This is a genomic window from Glutamicibacter sp. V16R2B1, assembly GCF_005774635.1.
Taxonomy (GTDB): domain Bacteria; phylum Actinomycetota; class Actinomycetes; order Actinomycetales; family Micrococcaceae; genus Glutamicibacter; species Glutamicibacter creatinolyticus.
Window position 1 is genome coordinate 204667 of the sequence record NZ_VATX01000005.1, and the last position, 21186, is coordinate 225852.

Here is a 21186-nt window from a genome sequence, read left to right on the forward strand (position 1 = left end):
CGGCTACTCCACGGTCTCCTTCGGGGCCGGGCGGCCCAGGAAGGATTCCAGCAGCTTGCGCTGCAGGCCGAACATCTCGGCGCGTTCGGCCTCCTCGTCGTGGTCGAAGCCCATCAGGTGCAGCAGGCCGTGGGTGGTCAGCAGCAGCACCTCGTCCTGGACGCTGTGCCCGCCGGCGGCGGCCTGTTCGGCGGCCACGGCCGGGCAGATCACCACATCGCCCAGGATCCCGCTCTCGGCCGGGGTGTTGGCGCTGCCCGGACGCAGCTCGTCCATCGGGAAGCTCATCACGTCGGTGGGTCCTTCCAGGTCCATCCACTCAACGTGCAGCTGGCTCATGGCCTCCTCGTCGACGAACACCACCGAGACCTCGGTGCTGGGGTGCAGGTACATGGTCTGCAGCACAAAGCGTGCCAGCTTCTCCACGGCCTGCAGGTCGACCTGCGCTTCGGTTTCGTTATTGACTTCGATGCTCATCTATTGCTGCTCACTGGTTCCTGGAGGCTAAATCGGTGGGCGGGGTTCACTTGCCGCGCCGTTCACGATGCGGCTGGCGCTGGGCGGCGTCCCAGCGGTCGTAGGCCGAGACGATGTCGGAGATCAGCCGGTGGCGCACCACGTCGGTGGCGTCCAGGCGGCAGATGCTGATGTCGTCGATGTCCTTGAGCACCTCGGTGACCAGGCGCAGCCCGGAGACCGCGTTGCCCGGCAGGTCCACCTGGGTGATGTCCCCGGTGACCACCATCTTCGAGCCGAAGCCCAGGCGGGTGAGGAACATCTTCATCTGCTCCGCGGTGGTGTTCTGCGCCTCGTCCAGGATCACGAACGCGTCGTTCAGGGTGCGTCCGCGCATGTACGCCAGCGGGGCGACCTCAATGGTGCCGGCCTCCAGCAGTCGCGGGATCGACTCGGGGTCCACCATGTCGTGCAGCGCATCGTAGAGCGGGCGCAGGTACGGGTCGATCTTCTCGGAGAGGGTGCCGGGCAAAAAGCCCAGCTTCTCCCCGGCCTCCACGGCCGGGCGGGTGAGGATGATCCGGTTGACCTGCTTGTCCTGCAGCGCGGCGACCGCCTTGGCCATGGCCAGGAACGTCTTGCCGGTGCCGGCCGGGCCGATGCCGAAGGTGATGGTGGAGTCGTCGATCGCGTCCACGTAGGACTTCTGGTTCACCGTCTTGGGGCGGATCGACTTGCCGCGCCCGGAGAGGATCTTCAACCCCAGTACATTGGAGGCGGACTGCTCCCCGTTGCCCGAGACCATCTTGATGATCTGCTCGATGGTCTCCACGCTCATGCGCGAGCCGCGGCCGGCCAGCTGGCGGGCCTCCTCCAGCACCCGCTGGGCGCGGCGCACCTGGCCGGGTTCACCCAGCAGGGTCAGCCGGGAATCGGCGGGGCGCAGCTCCAGCGACGGGTAGGCTCCGGTCAGGATCCGCAGCAGCTCGTCATTGGGTCCCAGAGTGGAGATCATATGCTCGGGATTGTCGAAGGTGACGGTCAGGGATGCGCGTTCGGCTTCGGATGGCATCCGATCTTTTTCTACCTGCATACGGTGTTGTGGGCCCCTTAGGCGTAAACGAGAAAATGTTGCACCTTCCAGTCTAGCGAGCGAAGGCTGTTTTGGGGCATGTGCCGTGGGATAAATCCCCAAATCTACCCCTCACTTTGGATGCTGAAGGTATAGATTTGGTTACAGATCGCTATCCTGTACGGTTTTTCGCCCTTTAGCCCAGTTGGGTATGGCATTGTGTTGAACCGTCAGCTACAAATGTTACTGGTGAGTTCCACGTCACAGGTGGACCATGTGGATAGGTGTATTGATTGCCTCTAGGAAAGTTTTCGCGGCGCGCAACAGCGGCGGCCCTGGCCCTTGGCCTGGCCGTCGCCGTGGGCTGTGGGGCGAGCACCGGCAACGAGGAACACCGCATGCCCGACACCTCGAACAGCGCCCACCAGGACCTGCCCAGCGCCTCGGGTTCGGTGGAAACCCCCTCGGACAAGGAGCTGATCCCGGTCTACTGGCTGCAGGCCGATAATGACGGGGTCTACCTGTACCGCGAGTACGCCCGGGCCAAGGCCAGCGGGGACCCGGTCACCGACGCCATCAGCTACATGCTCAACGACAAGCCGGCCAAGGACGGGTGGTTCACCTACCTGAAGCCCAGCACCGACATCGGGGTGTCGATCAGCTCCGAGAACGTGATCACCCTGGACCTGCCGAAGAAGGTCTTTGGCGCGCACCTGGATGAGGGCCTGGCCCAGCGCAGCATCCAGCAGCTGGTGTTCACCGCCACCGCCGCGGCCGCCAACGCCGGGGTACTGAACGGCAGCCAGCCGCCGAAGCTGCGCCTGCTGGTGGACGGGGCCGCGAACGCCACCGTGTTCGACGACTACCGCCTGGAGAGCGAATACGAACGCAACTCCAGCTTCATGGCCCCGATCTGGATCATCGACCCGCAGAACTCCAGCCAGTTCGCCGCCGGGAAGGTCAAGCTCAACGCCCGCTCCGTCGCGTTCAGCGACGGGCTGTACTACCGGGTGGAGCGCAAGAACACGGCCGGGGACTGGCAGCCGGTGGACGAGGCCCAACGGGTGAAGGCCACCGAGCTGGATGAGGACGGGGCGCTCAGCCGCGAGCTGGCGCTCTCCCCCGGCGAATACCGGGTGACCCTGTGGGGCCAGAACAACGGTTCGGGCGCGAAGATCGCCCGCACCACCAGCATGTTCAACGTCAGCTAACCGGGCAGCCGAAGAACTCGGGCTCCAAAGTCCCCGGGAACCACGCTTAACCACGAACCCGGCCATCGCCGGCAGACGCGAAATCGCGTCCACCGGCGATGGCCGGGTGAAGTTTTTTCCAAGCCCCCTACAGGTCCCCGAGCAGGTGACGGACCAGCACCAGGGCGGCCGGGCCGGCGGTGGAGGCCCGCAGCACATGCTGGCCCAGAACCACGGCCCGGGCACCGGCGGCGGTGAGCACCGCCAGTTCCCCGTCGCTGATCCCGCCCTCGGGACCCACGATCAGGCACACGCCCGGCGCCGTGCGGCCCGCCGATCCGGCGGCGGCCTTCCAGTCCCCCACGATGCGCCCCAGCGGCGCGGTGGCCGCCTCATGCAGCACCAGCACCAGGTGCCCATCGGCGACCCGGTCCGAGACCTCCTCGGCCAGCTGCCGCGTGGTGAGCATCGGGTGCAGCACCGGCTCATAGCTGCGCCGGGACTGCTTCTGGGCGCTGCGCACCTGGGAGCGCCACTTCTCCAGCGCCTTCTGCGCCTTGGCGGCGTTCCAGCGCACGATGGAGCGTTCGGCCTGCCAGGGACGCACCGCGCTGACGCCCAGCTCCACGCTGGCCTCCACCGCCTGCAGGTCCCGGTCCCCCTTGGCCAGCGCCTGGATCAGGGTGACCGGGTGGCCCGGCGGGGCTTCGTCCACGACCTCCAGGACGGTGACGTGCAGCGCCTGCCTGTCCCCGTCCTGCACCTCGACCACCAGCCGGCGGCCGTGGCCATCGAGCAGGTCCAGGTGCTCACCGGGCTTGACCCGCTTCACGTTCAGCGCGTGGTGCGCCTCGGAGCCCTGGATGGAGAGCCGGTCACCGGCGGCGACCTGGGCGGCCTGCTGCCGGTCGATGACGAAGCTGTGGTTGCTCATGGCCTAACGCTGGCCCAACTTGTCGCGCAGCCGGGCGAACATGCCCCCGGCGTGCTCCACCTGTCCGGCCGCCATTTCCTCCCCGCGCAGCTTGGCCAGCTGCTCGAGCAGGTCGCGCTGGGCGGCGTCCAGCTTCGTGGGGGTTTCCACGCTCAGGTGCACGATGATGTCCCCGCGTTTGCCCCCGCGCAGCCGCGGCACGCCCAACCCCGGCAGGGTCACGGTGTGCCCCTCCTGGGCCCCGGGCTCCACCTGGATCGACTGTTCGCCGTCGAAGGTCTCCAGCTTCAGCTCGCAGCCCAGGGCGGCGGCGGTCATCGGGATGCTCATCTTGGCGTGCAGGTCGTTGTTCGCCCGTTCGAAGATCTTGTGGCGGCGCACCTCGACTTCCACGAACAGGTCGCCGTTCGGCCCCCCGCCCGGCCCGGCCTCGCCCTGGTCGCGAAGCTGGATGCGGGTGCCGCTGGCCACCCCGGCGGGGATGTTCAGCTGCTTGGAGACCCGTTCGCGCACCCGCCCGTCCCCGTTGCACTCCAGGCAGGGGTCCGGGATGGTGGTGCCGTGGCCGCGGCAGGCGGCGCAGGTTTCCACGGTCATCATCTGGCCCAGGAACGAGCGCACCGGGCGCTGCACCTGGCCGGCGCCGTGGCAGATGGAGCAGGTGACCGGGCTGGTGCCCTCGCGGGTGCCCTCACCGTGGCAGGTCTTGCAGGTGACCGCGGTTTCCATCTCCAGCGGGTACACGGTGCCCTTGACCGCGTCCTCCAGGTCGATGGTCACGGTGATCAGTGCGTCGCGTCCACGCTGGGTGCGCGGGATCGGGCCCTGGCCCTGTCCGCCGCCGCCGAAGAACTGCTCGAAGATGTCCCCGAACCCGCCGAAGCCGCCGGCCCCGCCGAAGCCCTGGTGGCCGTTGCCGTTCTCATCCCCGGTGGCGTCGTAGTTGGCGCGCTTGGTCTCATCCGAAAGGACCTCGTAGGCGCGGGTGACCAGCTTGAACTGCTCCGCAGCGTCCTGCCCGGGATTCACATCCGGGTGCAGTTTGCGGGCCATCTTGCGGTAGGCGCTCTTGATCTGTTGTTGCGTGGCGTCCTTCGCGACACCCAGCGTCTCGTAATGCGAGCTCACGTTTCTCGCGTGTCCTTTCCTAACCGTTGGTCAAAGTCTGTGCCGGCGAGTCTCAGTTCGCCAGGATTCGGGACAGGTAGCGTGCCACGGCGCGCACCGAGGCCATCGAGGAGGGGTAGTTCATCCGGGTCGGGCCCAGCACCCCGAGCTTGTTGCGGGCATCGCTGCCGTAGCTGGTGGCCACCACCGCCGCCTCGGACAGCTCCCCGATATGGGTTTCGGTGCCGATGCTCACCGACAGGCCGCGCGAATCGGCTTCCAGTTCGGAAAACAGCTTCAACAGCACCACCTGCTCCTCCAGCGCCTCAAGCACCGGGGTGATGCTCAGCGGGAAGTCTCCCCCGGCACGGGCCAGGTTCGCGGTTCCCGCCATCACGATACGCTGTTCGGTGGCCGAATGCGCCATTTCGCGCAGGGCCGCAAGGATTTCTCCCAGCAGGTCCTGGTCCTGGCCCGGGATTTCCACGCTGTGGGTGGAGAGCAGCACGGACAGCTCGGAAAGCTGGTACCCGGCCAGCGCCTCCAGCAGCGTGTTCTTCAGCCCGGCCAGCGACTCGTCGGTGAACGGCGCGGCGGTGCTCAGCACCCGCTGGTCCACGCTGCCGTTGGAGGCAATGAGCACCAGCAGGAACTGGTGCTGGCTGAGCCCCACCAGTTCGATGTGCCGCAGCGCGGCCGTGTCGTACTGCGGCACCTGGATCATCGCGACTTGGTTGGTCAGCTTCGCCAGCAGCCGCACGGTGCTGTGCAGCATCTCCTCCAGATCCTGGGAGGTGTCCATGATCCGGTTGATCGCCTCGCGTTCGGCGCGCGAGAGCGGCTTGATCTCACCGATCTCGTCGACGAACCGGCGGTAGCCCTTTTCTGTGGGCACCCGCCCGGAAGAGGTGTGCGGGGCGACGATGAGTCCTTCGTCCTCCAGCGCGGCCATGTCGTTGCGGATGGTGGCCGCCGAGACCCCCAGGTCGTGCCGGTCCAGCAGGGTCTTGGAGCCCACCGGTTCGCGGGATTGGACATAATCCTCCACGATGGCTCGCAGCACATCCAGGCGCCGCAATTCGCTCACTGTCACACCACCTTCCATGCCTCACGGCATTTAGCACTCTACGTCCTCAAGTGCCAAGTCTAGTACGTTCAGCGCTTGCTAGCATTGGAATCTGGTTCGTATTCGGTCACAGCGAAAGGGCTGCATTCAGTGAGCAACTACCCGTGGGGCGCCATGGATCTGGGCACCCCCGCTCCCAAGAAACTGCGTCAGGTTCCGGTGGAGCGCGGGCTTCTACTGGAGGATGTGGCCTCCGGTTGGGTTGGTGAGCTGGTGCGCACCGAGAAGTCCGGGGGCATGCGGGTCATTGTCCTGGAGGACCGCCATGGGCGCACCAAGTCCTTCCAGAGCGGCTTCGGCTTCCTGCTGGAGGGAGAGCCGGTGGAGCTGGTCGAACCGCGCGCCCAGGCACAGGCCGGAAGCACCCTGCGTTCCTCCTCCGGGTCCCGCGCGGTGACCGGGCAGAAGGCGCGCACCGCCCGGGCCAGCCGCATCTGGGTGGAGGGCAAGCACGACGCCGAGCTGGTGGAGAAGGTGTGGGGCCATGACCTGCGCGTCGAGGGCATCGTGGTTGAACCGCTGCACGGCGTGGACGATCTGGCCGCGGCCATTCGGGACTTCGACCCCTCCCCGCAGCGCCGCCTGGGGATCCTGGTCGACCACCTGATTTCCGGGACGAAGGAGGAACGCATCGTGCAGCAGGCGATGGCCACGCCCGGCGCGCGGGGCAACGTGCTAATCCTGGGCCACCCCTACGTGGACATCTGGCAGGCGGTGAAGCCCGAGGTGCTGGGCATCACCGCGTGGCCGGTGATCCCCAAGGGCACCGACTGGAAAACCGGGGTGCTGCGCAGCTTCGGCTGGCCGCACCACAACGCCGCCGACATCGGATTGGGCTGGCAGCGGATCCTGTCGAAGGTCGAATACTATTCGCAGCTGCAGCCCGAACTGCTGGGCAAGGTCGAGCACCTGATCGATTTCCTCACGACCGAAGATTACGGTTTCCTAACAATCGGTGAATCGCAGGGTTAGTTCCGCGAGTCGAGCTTCCGATGCGGTCCCGGTGGCTAGACTCGAGGCAGTAACCACACTTCAGACATTGCAAGGAAATTCGACAGTGCCATCTCGCCAGACTGAGTCTTCACCGGAGAACTCACGCTTTGAGGGTTCGCAGGTGACCGCTTTGCCACTGAGCCCCACCGAGGATCGGCAATGGGCGATGCTCGCTCACTTCGGCAGCATCCTGGGGTGCATCCCCTCGGCCATCATCTACGCGGTGTACCGTGACCGCGGTCCGTTCACCGCGCAGGAATCCAAGGAAGCGTTCAACTTCACCTTCCCGCTCACGGTCCTGGCCATCCTGCTGAACCTGCTGAGCCTGATCCCGTTCATCGGCTGGCTGTTCGCCGTGGTCGGTGTGGCGCTGTGGGTGTTTATGACGCTGATGGGTGCCCGCGCCGGCATCCAGGTCAACAAGGGACGCCCCTTCCGCTACCCGCTGAACCTGCGGCTGATGAAGTAGCGCGGGCCTGGCCCGCGCCCAAGAACCAGGGAAAAACCCCCGAAGCCCACCGCCGATGAGGATCAAGCGGTGGGCTTCGGACGTTTTGGCGGCCAATGCCGCCGGGCCAAGGTCTACGAATTAGAAGTTCAGCAGTTCGCGCACCACCAGGTCGGCCAGCAGGCGACCGCGCTGGGTCAGCACGATCCGCCCGGCGAAGGCCTGGCGCGGATCGATCAGCTCATCGGCGATCAGCCCGGCCACGGCCCGGCGCCCGGTTTCGTCTAGTTCGGAGATCGGCATGCCGGTGTCCAGGCGGGTCAGCAGCATCGTGCGCTCGAGCTGCACCGCCTCGGCGTCCGGGAATTCGCGTCCGGCCCCCGGGGAGATCCCGGCGTCGATCCGCTGCTGGTAGGCGGCCGGGTGCTTCACGTTCCACCAGCGCAGCCCGCCAATGTGCGAGTGCGCCCCGGGTCCGGCGCCCCACCAGTCCCCGCCCTGCCAGTAGGCCAGGTTGTGGCGGCAGGCGTGCTCGCGCCCGCGGGCCCAGTTGCTCACCTCGTACCAGTTGTAGCCGGCGGCGGCGAACATCTCGTCGGCCAGCTGGTACTTCTCGGCGTGGTCGTCATCGTCGATGTCCGGCACCACCCCGCGGCGGATCTGCGCGGCCAGCTTCGTGCCCTGTTCGATGATCAGCGCGTAGGCGCTGATGTGGTCCGGTTCGTAGCTCAGGGCCGCCTCGACGCTGGTGCGCCAGTCGGCAACCGACTCCCCCGGCGTCCCGTAGATCAAGTCCACGCTGACATCCAATCCGGCCGCCCGCGCCCAGCTGACCGCCTCGGGAACCCGTTCGGGGTTGTGGGTGCGGTCCAGGACCTTGAGCACGTGCGGCACCGCGGACTGCATGCCGAAGGAGACCCGGGTGAACCCGGCCGCGGCCAGTTCCTCAAGGCTCTCGGGGCTCACCGAATCCGGGTTCGCCTCGGTGGTGACCTCCGCGCCCTGGGCCAGGGAGAAGTTCTCCTTGATCCGCCCCAGCACGCTGGCCAGGTCGCTGGCCGGCAGCAGGGTCGGGGTGCCGCCGCCGAAGAACACGGTGTCGATCGGCCGGGCCGGCACCGAGGAGGCCTCCAGCACCTGGCGGGAGAAATCAATCTCCCGGCCCACGGTAGCCGCATAGGACTCCTGCGTCGCCCCGGAGCCCAGCTCCTTGGCGGTGTAGGTGTTGAAGTCGCAGTAGCCGCAGCGGACCGTGCAGAAGGGAATGTGGACGTAAAAGGACATGGTCCGCCCCGCGGCACCGTGCGCACACGCTGCCGGGAGCAGACCATCGGCCGGAGCCGGATCCCCGTCCGGAAGGACTGCGGGCATCTACTTCTTTTTCGGTTCGTCGGTGGACAGTGCGGCGATGAAGGCCTCCTGCGGCACCTCGACGCGCCCGACCATCTTCATGCGCTTCTTGCCTTCCTTCTGCTTTTCCAGCAGCTTGCGCTTGCGGCTGATGTCGCCGCCGTAGCACTTGGCCAGCACGTCCTTGCGGATGGCGCGGATGTTCTCACGCGCGATGATGCGCGAGCCGATGGCCGCCTGGATCGGCACCTCGAACTGCTGGCGCGGAATCAGTTCGCGCAGCTTGGAGGTCATCATGGTGCCGTAGGAGTAGGCCTTGTCACGGTGGGTGATGGCGCTGAACGCGTCCACCTGCTCGCCTTGCAGCAGGATGTCGACCTTCACCAGGTCCGCGACCTGCTCCCCGTCGGCCTTCCAGTCCAGCGACGCGTAGCCGCGGGTGCGGGACTTGAGGTGGTCGAAGAAGTCGAACACGATCTCGGCCAGCGGCAGCCAGTAGCGCATTTCCACGCGGTCCTCGGAGAGGTAGTCCATCCCGCGCATGGTGCCGCGCCGGTTCTGGCATAGCTCCATGATCGCGCCGATGAACTCGCTCGGGGCCAGGATGGTGGCGGCCACCATCGGCTCATGCACCTCCAGGATCTTGCCCTCGGGGAACTCGGAGGGGTTGGTGACGGTGATCAGCTGCTTGTCCTCACCCATCACCTCGTACACCACGTTCGGGGCGGTGGAGATCAGATCAAGGTTGAATTCGCTCTCCAGGCGCTGGCGGGTGATTTCCAGGTGCAGCAGGCCCAGGAAGCCCACGCGGAAGCCGAAGCCCAGGGCCACGGAGGTTTCCGGTTCGTAGACCAGTGCGGCGTCGTTCAGCTGCAGCTTGTCCAGCGCATCACGCAGCGCCGGGTAGTCCGACCCGTCGATCGGGTACAGCCCGGAGAACACCATCGGCTTGGGTTCCTCGTAGCCGCCCAGGGATTCGGCGGCCGGCTTGGCCGCGTTGGTGACGGTGTCACCGACCTTGGACTGGCGCACATCCTTCACACCGGTGATCAGGTAGCCGACCTCGCCCACGCCCAGGCCCTTGGTGGGGATCGGGTTCGGGGAGGACACCCCGATTTCCAGCAGTTCGTGGTTGGTGCCGGTGGACATCATCTGCACGCGTTCACGCGGCTTCAGGTTGCCGTCCACCACCCGCACGTAGGTGACCACGCCGCGGTAGGTGTCGTAGACCGAGTCGAAGATCATGGCGCGGGCCGGGGCGTCGGCCTGGCCCACCGGCGATGGCAGCTGCTTGATCACTTCATCCAGCAGCGCCTCGACGCCCTCACCGGTCTTGCCCGAAACCTTCAGCACCTCATCGGGCTCGCACCCGATCAGGCCCGCCAGCTCCTCGGCGTACTTCTCCGGCTGGGCGTTGGGCAAATCGATCTTGTTCAGCACCGGGATGATCGTCAGGTCGCCCTCGATGGCCAGGTACAGGTTCGCCAGCGTCTGGGCCTCAATGCCCTGCGCGGCGTCCACCAGCAGGATCGCGCCCTCGCAGGCGGCCAGCGAGCGGGAGACCTCATAGGTGAAGTCGACGTGCCCGGGGGTGTCGATCATGTTCAGCGCGTACGAGGTGCCCTCGACTTCCCAGGGCATGCGCACGGCCTGGGACTTGATGGTGATGCCGCGTTCGCGTTCAATGTCCATCCGGTCCAGGTACTGGGCTTTCATGTCACGCGCGGCGACCACGCCGGTCAGCTGCAGCATGCGGTCGGCCAGGGTGGACTTGCCGTGGTCGATGTGCGCGATGATGCAGAAGTTCCGGATCAGCGACGGATCGGTCGCGGCGGGCACCGGCGCGGTGCGGGCCAAGGGAGACACCTAAACAGACCTCACTAGGTAACGTAGAGAACAGGTGGATTTCGTCCCTATTCTGTCATGATTCACCCCAAACCGCGCTATTGTGCGCCCGTCCGCTGGTAGTTTGTGCTTCATGGCATTGAATGCGCGAAAGATCTTTTCCCTGCTGAATCGCGTGGTGCGCGAGGTTTCCCGCTACCAGTCCGCCTCCCGTTCCCGGCAGGCCCCCTCCCCGCGGCCACATCCGGCTTCCGGGCAGAACCCCGCTCCCCGCCCGGCCGGCTCCGCGGTGCAGGGCGGGGTCTATCCCGGGGACTACACCGCGGCGGTGGCGGTGAACTACAACCCCAGCCTGGACGGTGAGCCGGATCCCGGGGAGATCGTCTGGGGCTGGGTGCCCTACGAGGAGGACCACTCACAGGGCAAGGACCGCCCGGTGCTGCTGGTGGGCCGTGACGGCAAGTGGCTGCTGGGTCTGATGCTCACCTCGAAGGACAACACCAACGGGACCCACCGCAACGATGACTATCTCGACATCGGCAGCGGCAGCTGGGACGCGCAGGGCCGGCCCAGCGAGGTGAAGCTGGACCGGGTGATCCGCATGGATCCGGCCACGGTGCGCCGCGAGGGCGCGGTGCTGGACAAGCGGCGCTTCGACCTTGTCGTAAGTCACCTGAACCGGCGGCGCTAGGGGTTCGGCCCGGCCGGTGGATTCTGGTAGTGTTAATTGCTGTGTGTCGCGCAGGTTGGGCGACACGCCCCCTTCGGGTCGCCATAGGTGCCCCACACCGCTCAGTCGATGGCCTGGAGGATGAACCCTCTACCGACCGTATAAAACGATAAACGAGAGAGTTTATTAAGTGGCTAATATCAAGTCCCAGAAGAAGCGCAACCTGACCAACGAAAAGGCTCGCGTCCGCAACGTCGCAGTCCGCTCCGAGGTCAAGACCCTGATCCGCAAGGTCAACGAAGCCGTCGTGGCCGGTGACAAGGAGAAGGCAACCGAGGCGCTGCAGGCCGCCGGCCGCAAGCTGGATAAGGCCGTTAGCAAGGGTGTTCTGCACAAGAACAACGCTGCTAACCGCAAGTCGGCCATTGCCAAGAAGGTTAACGCCCTCTAGGCACTAGCAAGCTTCTCAAGAACCCGGGTTCCCGCAAGGGGCCCGGGTTCTTGTGGTTTAACCGGCAGGTCCCCGCCCCGCGCCGCCGTGCCGGGATCCGCCGAAAACAGCGGGGCGGCACCACTTGGGAACGAGTGGGTGCTCAGCGCGGGGACTTCTCGGCGATGAACAGCACCGCCTGCTCCAGCGCGTAGGCCGGGGCCCGTCCCCCGCCCTTGACCATGCGGTCGGTCAGGGCGACCTTCTCGATGCAGTCGGCCAGGTCCTTGCGCTTCCAGCCGCGGGCCTGCTGCTGGGCGGACTGCACCTGCCAGGGGGCCATGCCCAGTTCCCCGGCCAGTTTCGCCGCCGGCTCGTTCACTCCCAGCACCTTGGCCAGCTGGCGCACCTTCATGGCCAGCGTCGCCACCACCGGGATCGGGTCGGTGCCGGTGTCCAGGGCGTGGCGCAGCGTCGCCAGCGCCTGCTCGGCGTCCCCGGCGATGGCCGCGTCGGCGACCTTGAACGCGGTGGCCTCCACCCGTCCGCCGTAGTAGCGGTCGACCACCTCCTGGTCCACGGTGCCGGTGGTGTCAGCGATCAGCTGGTGGCAGGAGGCCCCCAACTCGGCCAGGGAGGAGCCGACCGCGGCGACCAGGGCCTTAACCGCGTCGTTGGTGATGCGCCGCTTGGCGGCCTTGAATTCATTGGTGACGAAGTCGATCTTGTCCGCATCTCGCTTCAGCGGCTGGCAGTCAACCACCACCGCCCCGGCCTGCTTCAGGGCATCGATCAGCTTCTTGCCGCGCTGACCCGAGTGGTGCATGATCAGCACGTTCTCCGGTGCGATGTCCTTCAGGTAGGCCAGCGCGTCGCGCAGGAACACCTCGTTCATGGAGGCCAGGTCCGTGATCTCCACCAGGTTCGCCGAGGCGAACAGGGAGGAGCTGGTGGCCATCAGCAGTTCGCCGGGCTCATAGCTGGAGGCCGAGAGCCGGGTGACCTCGATCCCCTCGCGCTGGGCGGCCTGCTGGCGCAGCGTGTCAAAGGCCCGGGAGGCCAGGTACTCGTCGGGGCCCGAAAGCAGGATCAGCGGCTGGGGGGTCAAGTCGCGCCAGGAGATACCGGCGGATTTGGGGGCGCGTGCCATCAGGCTCCTTCACGGGGACGAACTACCAGCTACGATCCTATCGAACCGGGACCCCGATCCGGGTGGCGGTGGCCCGCCCGTGGGCAAATGTGATGGTTACCGTTCCCTGCTGGTCGGTGCGCAGCACCTGGGCGCCGACTAGCTTCGCCGCTTCCAGGATCTGCGGGTGCGGGTGACCGTAGCTGTTGCCGGCACCGACCGGGATCAGCAGCAGTTTCGGATGCAGCCGCTCGATCAGTGCGCTGCCGCCGTTGCGCGCCCCGTGGTGGGAGGCCTTCAACACGCTGATGCCCTGTGGCGGGTTGGGAGTCAGCAGCCGGGACATCGCCTCGGATTCCATGTCCCCGGCGGTGAAGAAGGAAACCGGCCCGCCCGGGGCCTGGAAGTCAACGCGCAGCACCAGGGAGGTGTCATTCACCGACGCGCCGCGCAGCAGGCCCGGTTCCGGACCCAGCACGGTGAAGCTGACCGAGCCTTCCTGCTGCTGCTCGCCGGGCTGCAGCACGCGCAGCGGGGCCTGCACCGCGCCGCGGAACCCGCCCGAGACGAGCACCTCTCCCACCTCGATGGCCTGCAGCACCTCGGGCAGCGCGCCCATGTGGTCCTCGTGGGCGTGGGTGATGAAGACCTTCTCCAGATGCCTGATGCCCAGGGTGTCCAGGCACTGCAGCACCCCGGAACCTGGATTACCGGTATCGATCAGCCACCCGCCCTGCCCGCCGGTGTTGATCACCAGTGCGTCCCCCTGCCCCACATCGCACATTGCCAGGTTCCACTCCGGCGCGCTGGGCCGCACCAGCAGCGTGGCCGGCAACACCAGGGCGCACAGGACCAGCACCACCGCGCCCAACAGCGCCCGCATCCCGTGGCGCAGCCACGGCACCTGCGCATGCGCCAGCAGCAGGATCGATGCACAGAGCACCAGCGTGATCACCACCGCCAGCAGCACCCCGCCGGTCCCCTGCGGCCAGGGCCTCTGCGCCCCGGGCCAGCCGGCCGCCCACCCCGCCAGCCCGCCAATCCCCCACGCCGGCAGCCCCGGCACCCACACCAGCCAACCGGCCAGGACGGGAAGGGCCGGGGCCAGCAGCACGCACAGCATCCCGCTCACGGTGATCAGCGGGACCAACGGGGTGATCAGCAGGTTCAGCGGGATGGAGTAGACGCTGAAATGCTCGGACAGGGCAATGACCACAGGCAGACAGGTCAGCTGGGCGGCCGTGCAGATCGCGATGGGCTCGGCCAGCAGTTTCGGTACCCGGCGCGCCAGCACCTCGGTGATCGGTGGGGTGAACACCACGATGCCCAGGGTCGCCAGCACCGAGAGCAGGAACGCCGGTTCCCCCGCCAGTGACGGGTCCGCGAACAGCAGCAGGGTTCCGGTCAGGCACAGGATGCCCAGGCTCGCCCGGCCCCGGCCGACATACAGGCTGAGCGCGGCGAGGCCGCCCATTACCGCGGCGCGCAGCACACTGGGTTCGGGCCCCACGAACCCGGAAAAGAGCAGCAGCGCACCACCCAGGCCCAGCAGCGCCAGCCAGCGCGGCGCCCCGAGCCCGCGCAGCACCAACAGCACCAGACCGGCGATGATGGCACAGTTCGAGCCGCTGACCGCGGTCAGGTGGCTGAGCCCGGTCTGCTTCATCGCGGTGCTCAGGGCATCATCCTGCAGGGAACGGTCCCCGTAGAGCATGCCCGGCAGCAGTGCCCGTGCCGGTTCGGGCAGCCGGTCCAGGGTGTGCACGAACCGCTGTTTCAGCCGTTCGGCCGGCCCGTGCGGGGCGCGGCCGTGCCCGGTGGAGGGGCTGTTGACGCTGGCGAAATACTGGATGCCGGTGCGCGACTCGTAGCCGGCCACGGCCCGGGGCAGCGGAACCGTGCTGGTCGCGTACACCTGGATCGGGCAGTGGTGCCAGGTTCCATCCTGCCAGTACCGTTGGATCTGCGCCCGTCCCTTCAGTGCGCCGTCCTGGCCGGTGCGCGGAGTCTCGCTGAACGCCCACATCACCCGGTAGCTTTGCGTCCCATGTCCGGGCAGCTGACAGTGCGCCCGGCCCTGGTCGCTGACGATCACCGCGGTGGCCGCCAACAGCGTCAGCAGCAGTGCGGTGAACCAGGGCGCGGAGTACCGCGGGTCGTGGCGGCGGCGGGCGGCCAGCACGAACAGCACGGCGATCATTCCCAGCAGCGGGACCAGCACCCAGCGTTGCGGGGCGAACCAGGCGGCCGCCCACGCCCCGCCCAGCATCCACAGTCCCCGGAAGTCGGTGCTCACGGCGCCTGCACCAGTTCCCGCAGCTTGCCCATCAGCACCGGACCGATCCCGGAAACCTGCTCGAGTTCCTCGACGGACTTGAACGGCCCGTTTGCCTCCCTAAAGTCGATGATCCGTCCGGCCAGTGCCGGTCCGATGCCCGGCAACTGCATCAGGGTCTCGGCGTCGGCCTGGTTAATGGGGATCTTCGCGCCCGGGGCACCCGGGGTGCCGCCTGCCGCAGCCCCCGACGGCGTAGCTGAGGTGGTGTCGGTGTCGCCGGTGCCTGGTCCAGCGGATGGTGGCTGCGCCGCCGGGGAGAATCCCGGCGGGTCGTCCTTGTGCGGCAGCAGCACCTGCTGCCCGTCGCTGACCGGAGATGCCAGGTTCAGCAGTTCGGGCCGGGCCCCGGGGCTCATCCCGCCGGCCGCCTCGATGGCGTCCACGATCCGTGCCCCGCCCGGCAGGCGGTACACCCCGGGGCTGCGCACCGCCCCGACCACGTGTACGACCACCCCATCCCCCGTGGCGGGGCCAGCCTCGGTGGAGGCCGGCCCGCTGCTGCCCGGTTCTTCGGGTGCCGTGCCCTGCCCCGGCGCCGGCGGGTCCGGGCCCGGCTGCCCGGTGGTGGTCTGCACGGTGCCCAGCGTCTGGTTGGGATCCGGGGGCGCGAACAGGATCGACAGCGCGATCCAGCCGATAACGGCCACCACCAGGGTAATGGCCGCGGCCCGGGACACGGCGAAGCGGACCCTGGAGGGGCGCGGGGAGCGCTGAGGAAAGAAGTTGTGCCGGCCCATGCCAGCCAGTGTGGGTGCTGCCCGGCGGGCCGGCTACTGCCGTTCGTCCGCTTGTGGATGCTCCGGGGCCGGCGGGTAGTGCGGGGCCACGCAGACGGCGAGCACCCCCACCCCGGTGTGGGCGGCCAGCACCGCCGGCAGCGGTTCCAGGGCCACCGGGTGAGCGGTGAGCTCGGCGACCTCGCGGGCCAGTTCCTCGGCCGGGTCCTGCGCTCCGAAGTGCATGATCCCCACTTCCACGTCGGCCCCCGCCTGCCGGGCCTGCTCGGCCACCTGGCGCCCGAGCGCCACCAGCCGGCTTTGGGCGCGCGGGAAGGTGCGCGGCTTCTCCACCGGGTGGATCGCCCCGTCCTGGATGGCCAGGATCGGCTTGACGCTGAGCAGGTTGCCCACCACCCCGGACAGGGTGCTGATCCGCCCGCCGCGGCGCAGCTGGTCCAGGCTGGGCACCGCGAAGAATACGGAGTTGTCCTTCGCGGCGCGGGCAATGTCCAGCAGCTCATCCAGCCCCGCCCCGGCGGCGCGGGCGGTGAGCATGCGGCGCACCGCGAACCCCAACGGCAGGGCGACGGTGCGCGAATCCACCACGGTGACCGGCACCTGGACCTGCCCGGCCGCCAGCCGCGCGGATTCGTGGGTGCCCGAGAGCCCGGCCGAAAGGTGCACGGAGATGATGGCTTCGCAGCCGGCCTCGGCCAGCTGCCGGTAGGCGCGCATGAACTGCCCCGGCGCAGGACGGGAGGTGCGCACCGCCTGGCCCATGGCCAGCCCCATCACCAGCGCGTCGGTGTCATCCCCGCACACCACGTCGTCGATGATCACCGGGATGGTGAGCATCTCAAAGTCCGGGTGCTCCAGCCATGGCCCGCCCAGACAGGCGGAGGAGTCAGTGACGATCCCGATCCGGGCGGCGGGCGCCGGACGGGGACGGCGTTTGGCAAACCACCGTCCCCGCGCGGCGCTGGGGCGTTCACTCATGTGCCCGACCCTACGGTGCCGGCACCACGTTGACCAGCTTCGGGGCGCGCACGATGACCTTCAGCGGCGCCTTGCCATCCAGCAGGCGCACCACGTTCTCGTGGGCCAGGGCCGCGGCTTCCAGCTCCGCCTCGCTGATGTCCACCGACACCTCCAGGCGGGCGCGGACCTTGCCCTTGACCTGGACGACCGCGGTGATGGTGTCATCCACCAGCAGGGCCTCATCCACGGTGGGCCAGGCGCTGTTGGCCACGCTCGGCTCGTAGCCCAGCGCCGCCCACATGTCCTCGGCCGTGTAAGGGGCGAACAGGGAGAGCAGCTGGGCGACCACGCCGGTGGCCTCGCGCACCGCCGGGTCGGCGGCGCCGGCCCCGGTGTCGATGGTCTTGCGGGTGGCGTTGACCAGTTCCATGGTCTTGGCGATCACCACGTTGAACTTGTGCCCGTCCAGCAGCTGGGCCGCCTCGTGCACGGTGCGGTGGGTGACCTGGCGCAGCGCCGTGTCCCCGGTGGTGTAGTCCACGCCCGGGGCGCTGGCCACATCCTGGGCCAGGCGCCAGGCGCGGGCCAGGAACTTCTGCGATCCGGACGGGGAGACGTCGGCCCAGTCCACGTCGTCCTCCGGCGGGGAGGCGAAGACCATGGTCAGGCGCACCGCGTCCACCCCGTACTCATCGAGCTGTTCGCCCAGGTCCACGCCGTTGCCCAGCGACTTGCTCATCGCCTTGCCGCCGTTGAGGACCTGGCCCTGGTTCAGCAGGGCGCTGAAGGGCTCGGTCGCGTCGATCAGCCCCAGGTCGTGGATGACCTTGGTGAAGAAGCGCGAGTAGAGCAGGTGCAGGATCGCGTGCTCCACCCCGCCCACGTACTGCCCGACCGGCATCCAGTCGCGCACCGCCTTCGGGTCGAACGGGCCCTGGGTGTAGTCCGGGGAGACGAAGCGCAGGAAGTACCAGGACGAGTCCACGAAGGTGTCCATGGTGTCGGTGTCCCGCTTGGCGTGTCCGCCGCAGCTCGGGCAGGCCACGTTGACCCAGTCCGCGGCCGCGGCCAGCGGGCTAGTGCCCTTCGGGGCCAGTTCCTCGCCGCGCAGGTTCTCCGGCAGGCGCACCGGCAGCTGGTCATCGGGCACCGGAACCTCACCGCACTGCGGGCAGTGGATGATCGGGATCGGGGTGCCCCAAAAGCGCTGGCGGGAGAGCAGCCAGTCACGCAGGCGGAAGTTCACGGTGTGCTCGCCGGTGCCGGCGGCCTCCACGATTTCGATGGCCTTGGCGATGGCGGCCTGCTTGTCCAGCCCGTCCAGCTGCCCGGAGTTCACCAGCTTCCCGTCCCCGGAGGTGGCGGTCCTGGACACGGTCGGGTCTTCCTCCCCGGTGTCCACGACCACGCGCACCGGCAGGTCGAAGGCCAGGGCGAATTCCAGGTCGCGCTGGTCGTGGGCGGGCACGGCCATGATCGCGCCGGTGCCGTAGTCGGAGAGCACGTAGTCCGCCGCCCAGATCGGCAGCTTCTCCCCGGAGAGCGGGTTGATGCCGTAGCGGCCCAAAAACACCCCGGTCTTTTCGCGTTCGGTGCTCTGGCGCTCAATTTCGGACAGGTGGTTGACCTGCTCCTGGTAGTCGGCCAGCGCCTGGCGCTGCTCGTCGGTGACCAGTTCCCCGGCCAGGTCCGCGTCCGCGGCCACCACCATGAACGTCGCCCCGTACAGGGTGTCCGGGCGGGTGGTGAACACGGTGACGTCCTTGGCCGGCTTGTCCCCGGCCGCCTCGATGCTGAAGGTGACCTCGGCGCCCTCGGAGCGTCCGATCCAGTTCTTCTGCATCAGCAGCACCCGCTCGGGCCAGTGGCCCTTGAGGTCCTCCATGTCCTGCAGCAGCCGGTCGGCGTAGTCGGTGATCTTGAAGTACCACTGGTTCAGCGACTTCTTGGTCACCTGGGTGCCGCAGCGTTCGCAGGCGCCGTTGACGACCTGCTCGTTGGCCAGCACGGTCTGGTCCTTCGGGCACCAGTTCACCGGGTGGTTCTTGCGGTAGGCCAGGCCCTTTTCGTAGAAGCGGTTAAACAGCCACTGGGTCCAGCGGTAGTATTCCGGGTCCGAGGTGTGCAGCCGGCGCGACCAGTCCGCGGAGATGGCGTAGCGCTTGAAGCTGGCGGCCTGGGTCTCGATGTTCTTGTAGGTCCATTCGGCCGGGTGCGCGTTGCGCTTGATGGCCGCGTTCTCGGCCGGCAGCCCGAAGGAGTCCCAGCCGATCGGGTGCATCACGTCGTAGCCCTTGAGCTTCCAGTAGCGGGCGACCACATCCCCCATCGCGAACGCCTCGGCGTGGCCCATGTGCAGGTCCCCGGAGGGGTAGGGGAACATGTCTAGGACATAGCGACGCTCGGCCGAACCGTCATCCTTGGGCTTGAAGACCTCTAGGTCTTCCCACACCTTGGCCCAGTTGGCCTCCATGGCACGAAAGTCGTAGGTTTTCGTCTCGTTCGTCGATGATGTCACTTAGCTCGTCTCACAAACATGCTCTGAATTGTTGGTCTCTCCCAGACACGCAAAGACCCCCGCAGCTGGCGTCGGGGGCGGCACCTTAGAGTAGGTGAAACTGGGAATACATATCACGATTCTACCGTACCGGCACCGGGTGGTGCCGCATCGGTGACGGGGTCCGATCCGCGGCCTGAACAGGCGCGCCACGGCACGCGCTTTGGGGCCGGTTAAACTGCCGCGCACCCCAGGCGTGGGCCTGGGGTGCGCGGCGCGCGGTGCCCGCGCCGCAGCGTGGCGGTGCGGGCGCCTGACCGGCTTAGACGTGCCGGGTGTCCTCGTCGACCCAGTCGAAGGTGCGGGTGACCGCCTTCTTCCACAGGCGCAGCTTGCGCTCGCGCTCCTCGGGGTCCAGGTTCGGCTCCCAGCGCTTGTCCTCGGACCAGTTCGACTCCAGCTCGCCCAGGTCCTTCCAGTAGCCCACGGCCAGCCCGGCCGCGTAGGCGGCACCCAGGGCGGTGGTTTCGGTGACCTTTGGACGCACCACCGGCACCCCGAGGATGTCGGCCTGGAACTGCATCAGGTTCTCGTTGGCGACCATCCCGCCATCGACCTTCAGCTCGGTCAGCGGGTCCGCGGCGTCGGCGTTCACCGCGTCCAGCACCTCACGGGTCTGGAAGGCGGTGGACTCCAGGGCCGCGCGGGCCAGGTGGTGCTTGTTTGCGTAGCGGGTCAGGCCCACGATCGCCCCACGGGCCTCGGAGCGCCAGTAGGGGGCGAACAGCCCGGAGAACGCCGGGACAATGTAGACCCCGCCGTTGTCCTCGACCTGGGCGGCCAAATCCTCGATCTCGGCGCTGGTGGCGATCATCCCGATGTTGTCGCGCAGCCACTGCACCAGCGAGCCGGCCACCGCGATGGAGCCTTCCAGCGCGTACACCGGCTCGGCGTCGCCCAGCTGGTAGGCCATGGTGGTCAGCAGCCCGTTGGAGGACTTGACGATCTCATTGCCGGTGTTGAAGATCAGGAAGCAGCCGGTGCCGTAGGTGTTCTTCGCCGAGCCGGGGGTGAAGGCGGCCTGCCCGAAGGTGGCGGCCTGCTGGTCGCCCAAGATGCCGGCCACCGGGGTTTCGCGCAACAGCTGGTTGGTGTGCACGGTGCCGTAGACCTCGGAGGAGGAGCGGATCTCGGGCAGCATCGAGGCCGGGACCCCGAAGTCGGCCAGGATCTGCTCATCCCAGGCGCGGGTGCGCAGGTCCATGAACAGGGTGCGTGAGGCGTTGGTGACGTCGGTGACGTGCACGCCGCCGTCGGTGCCGCCGGTCAGGTTCCACAGCACCCAGGTGTCGGTGGTGCCAAAGAGCAGGTCCCCGGCCTCGGCGCGCTGGCGGGCGTTGTCCACGTTGTCCAGGATCCACTTGATCTTGGTGCCGGCGAAGTAGGTGGCCAGGGGCAGGCCGACCTTGTCCTTGTAGCGGTCCACTCCCCCGTCGGCGGCCAGGTCGTCGACGATCTGCTGGGTGCGGGTGTCCTGCCAGACGATCGCGTTGTACACCGGCTCACCGGTGTTCTTGTCCCACACCACGGTGGTTTCACGCTGGTTGGTGATGCCCACCGCCTCGATGTCGTGGCGGGTCAGGTTCGCCTTGGACAGGGCCTGGCCGATCACTTCGCGCACGTTGTTCCAGATTTCGGCGGCGTCGTGCTCCACCCATCCGGCCTGCGGGAAGATCTGCTCGTGTTCCAGCTGGCCCACGGAGATGACCTCACCGGCGTGGTTGAACACGATCGCCCGGGAACTGGTGGTTCCCTGGTCGATGGCGATGACGTACTTCGAGCTCATGGTTCACTCTCTTTTCGCTAAAAAAACTACGTTGTTCTTTCCTCGATGCCCGGCCCCC

The 21186-nt window shown here is 67.7% G+C and carries 18 protein-coding genes; 5 read left to right on the top strand and 13 right to left on the bottom strand.

Annotated elements, in window-relative coordinates:
• Positions 1-3: 3 nt before the first annotated feature.
• Both ybeY and FDN03_RS03255 read right to left on the bottom strand, forming a co-directional pair.
• Positions 4-477 carry an rRNA maturation RNase YbeY gene (gene ybeY / locus FDN03_RS03250; protein WP_138174031.1) on the bottom strand — a complete coding sequence of 158 codons (474 nt, stop codon included), beginning with the start codon at positions 475-477 and terminating at the stop codon, positions 4-6.
• Positions 478-523: 46 nt separating this feature from the next.
• Positions 524-1528 (bottom strand): PhoH family protein, encoded by a 1005-nt coding sequence (locus FDN03_RS03255; protein WP_249354253.1) that lies wholly within the window; start codon positions 1526-1528, stop codon positions 524-526.
• 293 nt (positions 1529-1821) lie between these two features.
• Here FDN03_RS03255 and FDN03_RS03260 point away from each other — a divergent pair, with 293 nt between their 5' ends.
• A complete protein-coding gene (locus FDN03_RS03260; protein WP_138174035.1) occupies positions 1822-2739 on the top strand; it encodes a GerMN domain-containing protein in 918 nt (305 codons plus the stop codon).
• Between the two features lie 127 nt (positions 2740-2866).
• On the opposite strand, the gene FDN03_RS03265 is transcribed toward FDN03_RS03260, so the two are convergent.
• The 3 genes from FDN03_RS03265 to hrcA are packed head-to-tail and all read right to left on the bottom strand — an operon-like array spanning position 2867 to position 5846.
• Positions 2867-3652: a 16S rRNA (uracil(1498)-N(3))-methyltransferase gene (locus FDN03_RS03265; RefSeq protein ID WP_138174037.1), complete on the bottom strand. Its 786-nt coding sequence runs from the start codon at positions 3650-3652 to the stop codon at positions 2867-2869.
• Between the two features lie 3 nt (positions 3653-3655).
• Positions 3656-4780, bottom strand: coding sequence for a molecular chaperone DnaJ (dnaJ, locus tag FDN03_RS03270; protein ID WP_138174039.1), 1125 nt, complete (start codon positions 4778-4780; stop codon positions 3656-3658).
• A gap of 52 nt (positions 4781-4832) precedes the next feature.
• Positions 4833-5846 carry a heat-inducible transcriptional repressor HrcA gene (gene hrcA / locus FDN03_RS03275; RefSeq protein ID WP_138174041.1) on the bottom strand — a complete coding sequence of 338 codons (1014 nt, stop codon included), beginning with the start codon at positions 5844-5846 and terminating at the stop codon, positions 4833-4835.
• Positions 5847-5999: 153 nt separating this feature from the next.
• Here hrcA and FDN03_RS03280 point away from each other — a divergent pair, with 153 nt between their 5' ends.
• Together FDN03_RS03280 and FDN03_RS03285 are read left to right on the top strand one after the other, a co-directional pair.
• Positions 6000-6857 (top strand): DUF3097 domain-containing protein, encoded by an 858-nt coding sequence (locus FDN03_RS03280; RefSeq protein ID WP_138174275.1) that lies wholly within the window; start codon positions 6000-6002, stop codon positions 6855-6857.
• Between the two features lie 142 nt (positions 6858-6999).
• A complete protein-coding gene (locus FDN03_RS03285; RefSeq protein ID WP_246049456.1) occupies positions 7000-7347 on the top strand; it encodes a DUF4870 domain-containing protein in 348 nt (115 codons plus the stop codon).
• A 120-nt stretch (positions 7348-7467) separates the two neighbouring features.
• Here the strand turns inward: FDN03_RS03285 and hemW are convergent, their stop codons facing one another.
• A complete protein-coding gene (gene hemW, locus FDN03_RS03290) occupies positions 7468-8697 on the bottom strand; it encodes a radical SAM family heme chaperone HemW (RefSeq protein ID WP_138174043.1) in 1230 nt (409 codons plus the stop codon).
• Positions 8698-10542, bottom strand: a complete 1845-nt coding sequence (lepA, locus tag FDN03_RS03295) for a translation elongation factor 4 (protein ID WP_138174045.1) — start codon at positions 10540-10542, stop codon at positions 8698-8700.
• Positions 10543-10654: 112 nt separating this feature from the next.
• Between lepA and FDN03_RS03300 the strand changes: the two genes are divergently transcribed.
• Positions 10655-11212 carry a type II toxin-antitoxin system PemK/MazF family toxin gene (locus FDN03_RS03300; protein ID WP_138174047.1) on the top strand — a complete coding sequence of 186 codons (558 nt, stop codon included), beginning with the start codon at positions 10655-10657 and terminating at the stop codon, positions 11210-11212.
• 169 nt (positions 11213-11381) lie between these two features.
• Positions 11382-11642 (top strand): 30S ribosomal protein S20, encoded by a 261-nt coding sequence (gene rpsT / locus FDN03_RS03305; RefSeq protein ID WP_054821409.1) that lies wholly within the window; start codon positions 11382-11384, stop codon positions 11640-11642.
• Positions 11643-11784: 142 nt separating this feature from the next.
• Here the strand turns inward: rpsT and holA are convergent, their stop codons facing one another.
• The 6 genes from holA to glpK all read right to left on the bottom strand — a co-directional run bounded on the left by holA (position 11785) and on the right by glpK (position 21128).
• Positions 11785-12771 carry a DNA polymerase III subunit delta gene (holA, locus tag FDN03_RS03310; protein WP_138174049.1) on the bottom strand — a complete coding sequence of 329 codons (987 nt, stop codon included), beginning with the start codon at positions 12769-12771 and terminating at the stop codon, positions 11785-11787.
• Positions 12772-12808: 37 nt separating this feature from the next.
• Positions 12809-15046, bottom strand: coding sequence for a ComEC/Rec2 family competence protein (locus FDN03_RS03315; protein WP_138174051.1), 2238 nt, complete (start codon positions 15044-15046; stop codon positions 12809-12811).
• A complete protein-coding gene (locus FDN03_RS03320) occupies positions 15043-15825 on the bottom strand; it encodes a helix-hairpin-helix domain-containing protein (RefSeq protein ID WP_138174053.1) in 783 nt (260 codons plus the stop codon). The genes FDN03_RS03315 and FDN03_RS03320 overlap by 4 nt, the downstream gene beginning before the upstream one ends.
• 33 nt (positions 15826-15858) lie before the next feature.
• Positions 15859-16803: a DegV family protein gene (locus FDN03_RS03325; RefSeq protein ID WP_138174055.1), complete on the bottom strand. Its 945-nt coding sequence runs from the start codon at positions 16801-16803 to the stop codon at positions 15859-15861.
• 10 nt (positions 16804-16813) lie between these two features.
• Entirely contained in the window at positions 16814-19303 is a 2490-nt protein-coding gene (gene leuS / locus FDN03_RS03330) for a leucine--tRNA ligase (protein WP_283205476.1), read from the bottom strand.
• Positions 19304-19604: 301 nt separating this feature from the next.
• Entirely contained in the window at positions 19605-21128 is a 1524-nt protein-coding gene (glpK, locus tag FDN03_RS03335; RefSeq protein ID WP_138174057.1) for a glycerol kinase GlpK, read from the bottom strand.
• Between the last annotated feature and the right edge of the window lie 58 nt (positions 21129-21186).

What these genes read in the sequence shown, in the direction of transcription:
- ybeY (WP_138174031.1), bottom strand. Translation starts at nt 477, where the DNA reads ATGAGCATCGAAGTCAATAACGAAACCGAAGCGCAGGTCGACCTGCAG.
- FDN03_RS03255 (WP_249354253.1), bottom strand. Translation starts at nt 1,528, where the DNA reads ATGCCATCCGAAGCCGAACGCGCATCCCTGACCGTCACCTTCGACAAT.
- FDN03_RS03265 (WP_138174037.1), bottom strand. Translation starts at nt 3,652, where the DNA reads ATGAGCAACCACAGCTTCGTCATCGACCGGCAGCAGGCCGCCCAGGTC.
- FDN03_RS03280 (WP_138174275.1), top strand. Translation starts at nt 6,000, where the DNA reads ATGGATCTGGGCACCCCCGCTCCCAAGAAACTGCGTCAGGTTCCGGTG.
- hemW (WP_138174043.1), bottom strand. Translation starts at nt 8,697, where the DNA reads ATGCCCGCAGTCCTTCCGGACGGGGATCCGGCTCCGGCCGATGGTCTG.
- FDN03_RS03300 (WP_138174047.1), top strand. Translation starts at nt 10,655, where the DNA reads ATGGCATTGAATGCGCGAAAGATCTTTTCCCTGCTGAATCGCGTGGTG.
- holA (WP_138174049.1), bottom strand. Translation starts at nt 12,771, where the DNA reads ATGGCACGCGCCCCCAAATCCGCCGGTATCTCCTGGCGCGACTTGACC.
- FDN03_RS03320 (WP_138174053.1), bottom strand. Translation starts at nt 15,825, where the DNA reads ATGGGCCGGCACAACTTCTTTCCTCAGCGCTCCCCGCGCCCCTCCAGG.
- FDN03_RS03325 (WP_138174055.1), bottom strand. Translation starts at nt 16,803, where the DNA reads ATGAGTGAACGCCCCAGCGCCGCGCGGGGACGGTGGTTTGCCAAACGC.
- glpK (WP_138174057.1), bottom strand. Translation starts at nt 21,128, where the DNA reads ATGAGCTCGAAGTACGTCATCGCCATCGACCAGGGAACCACCAGTTCC.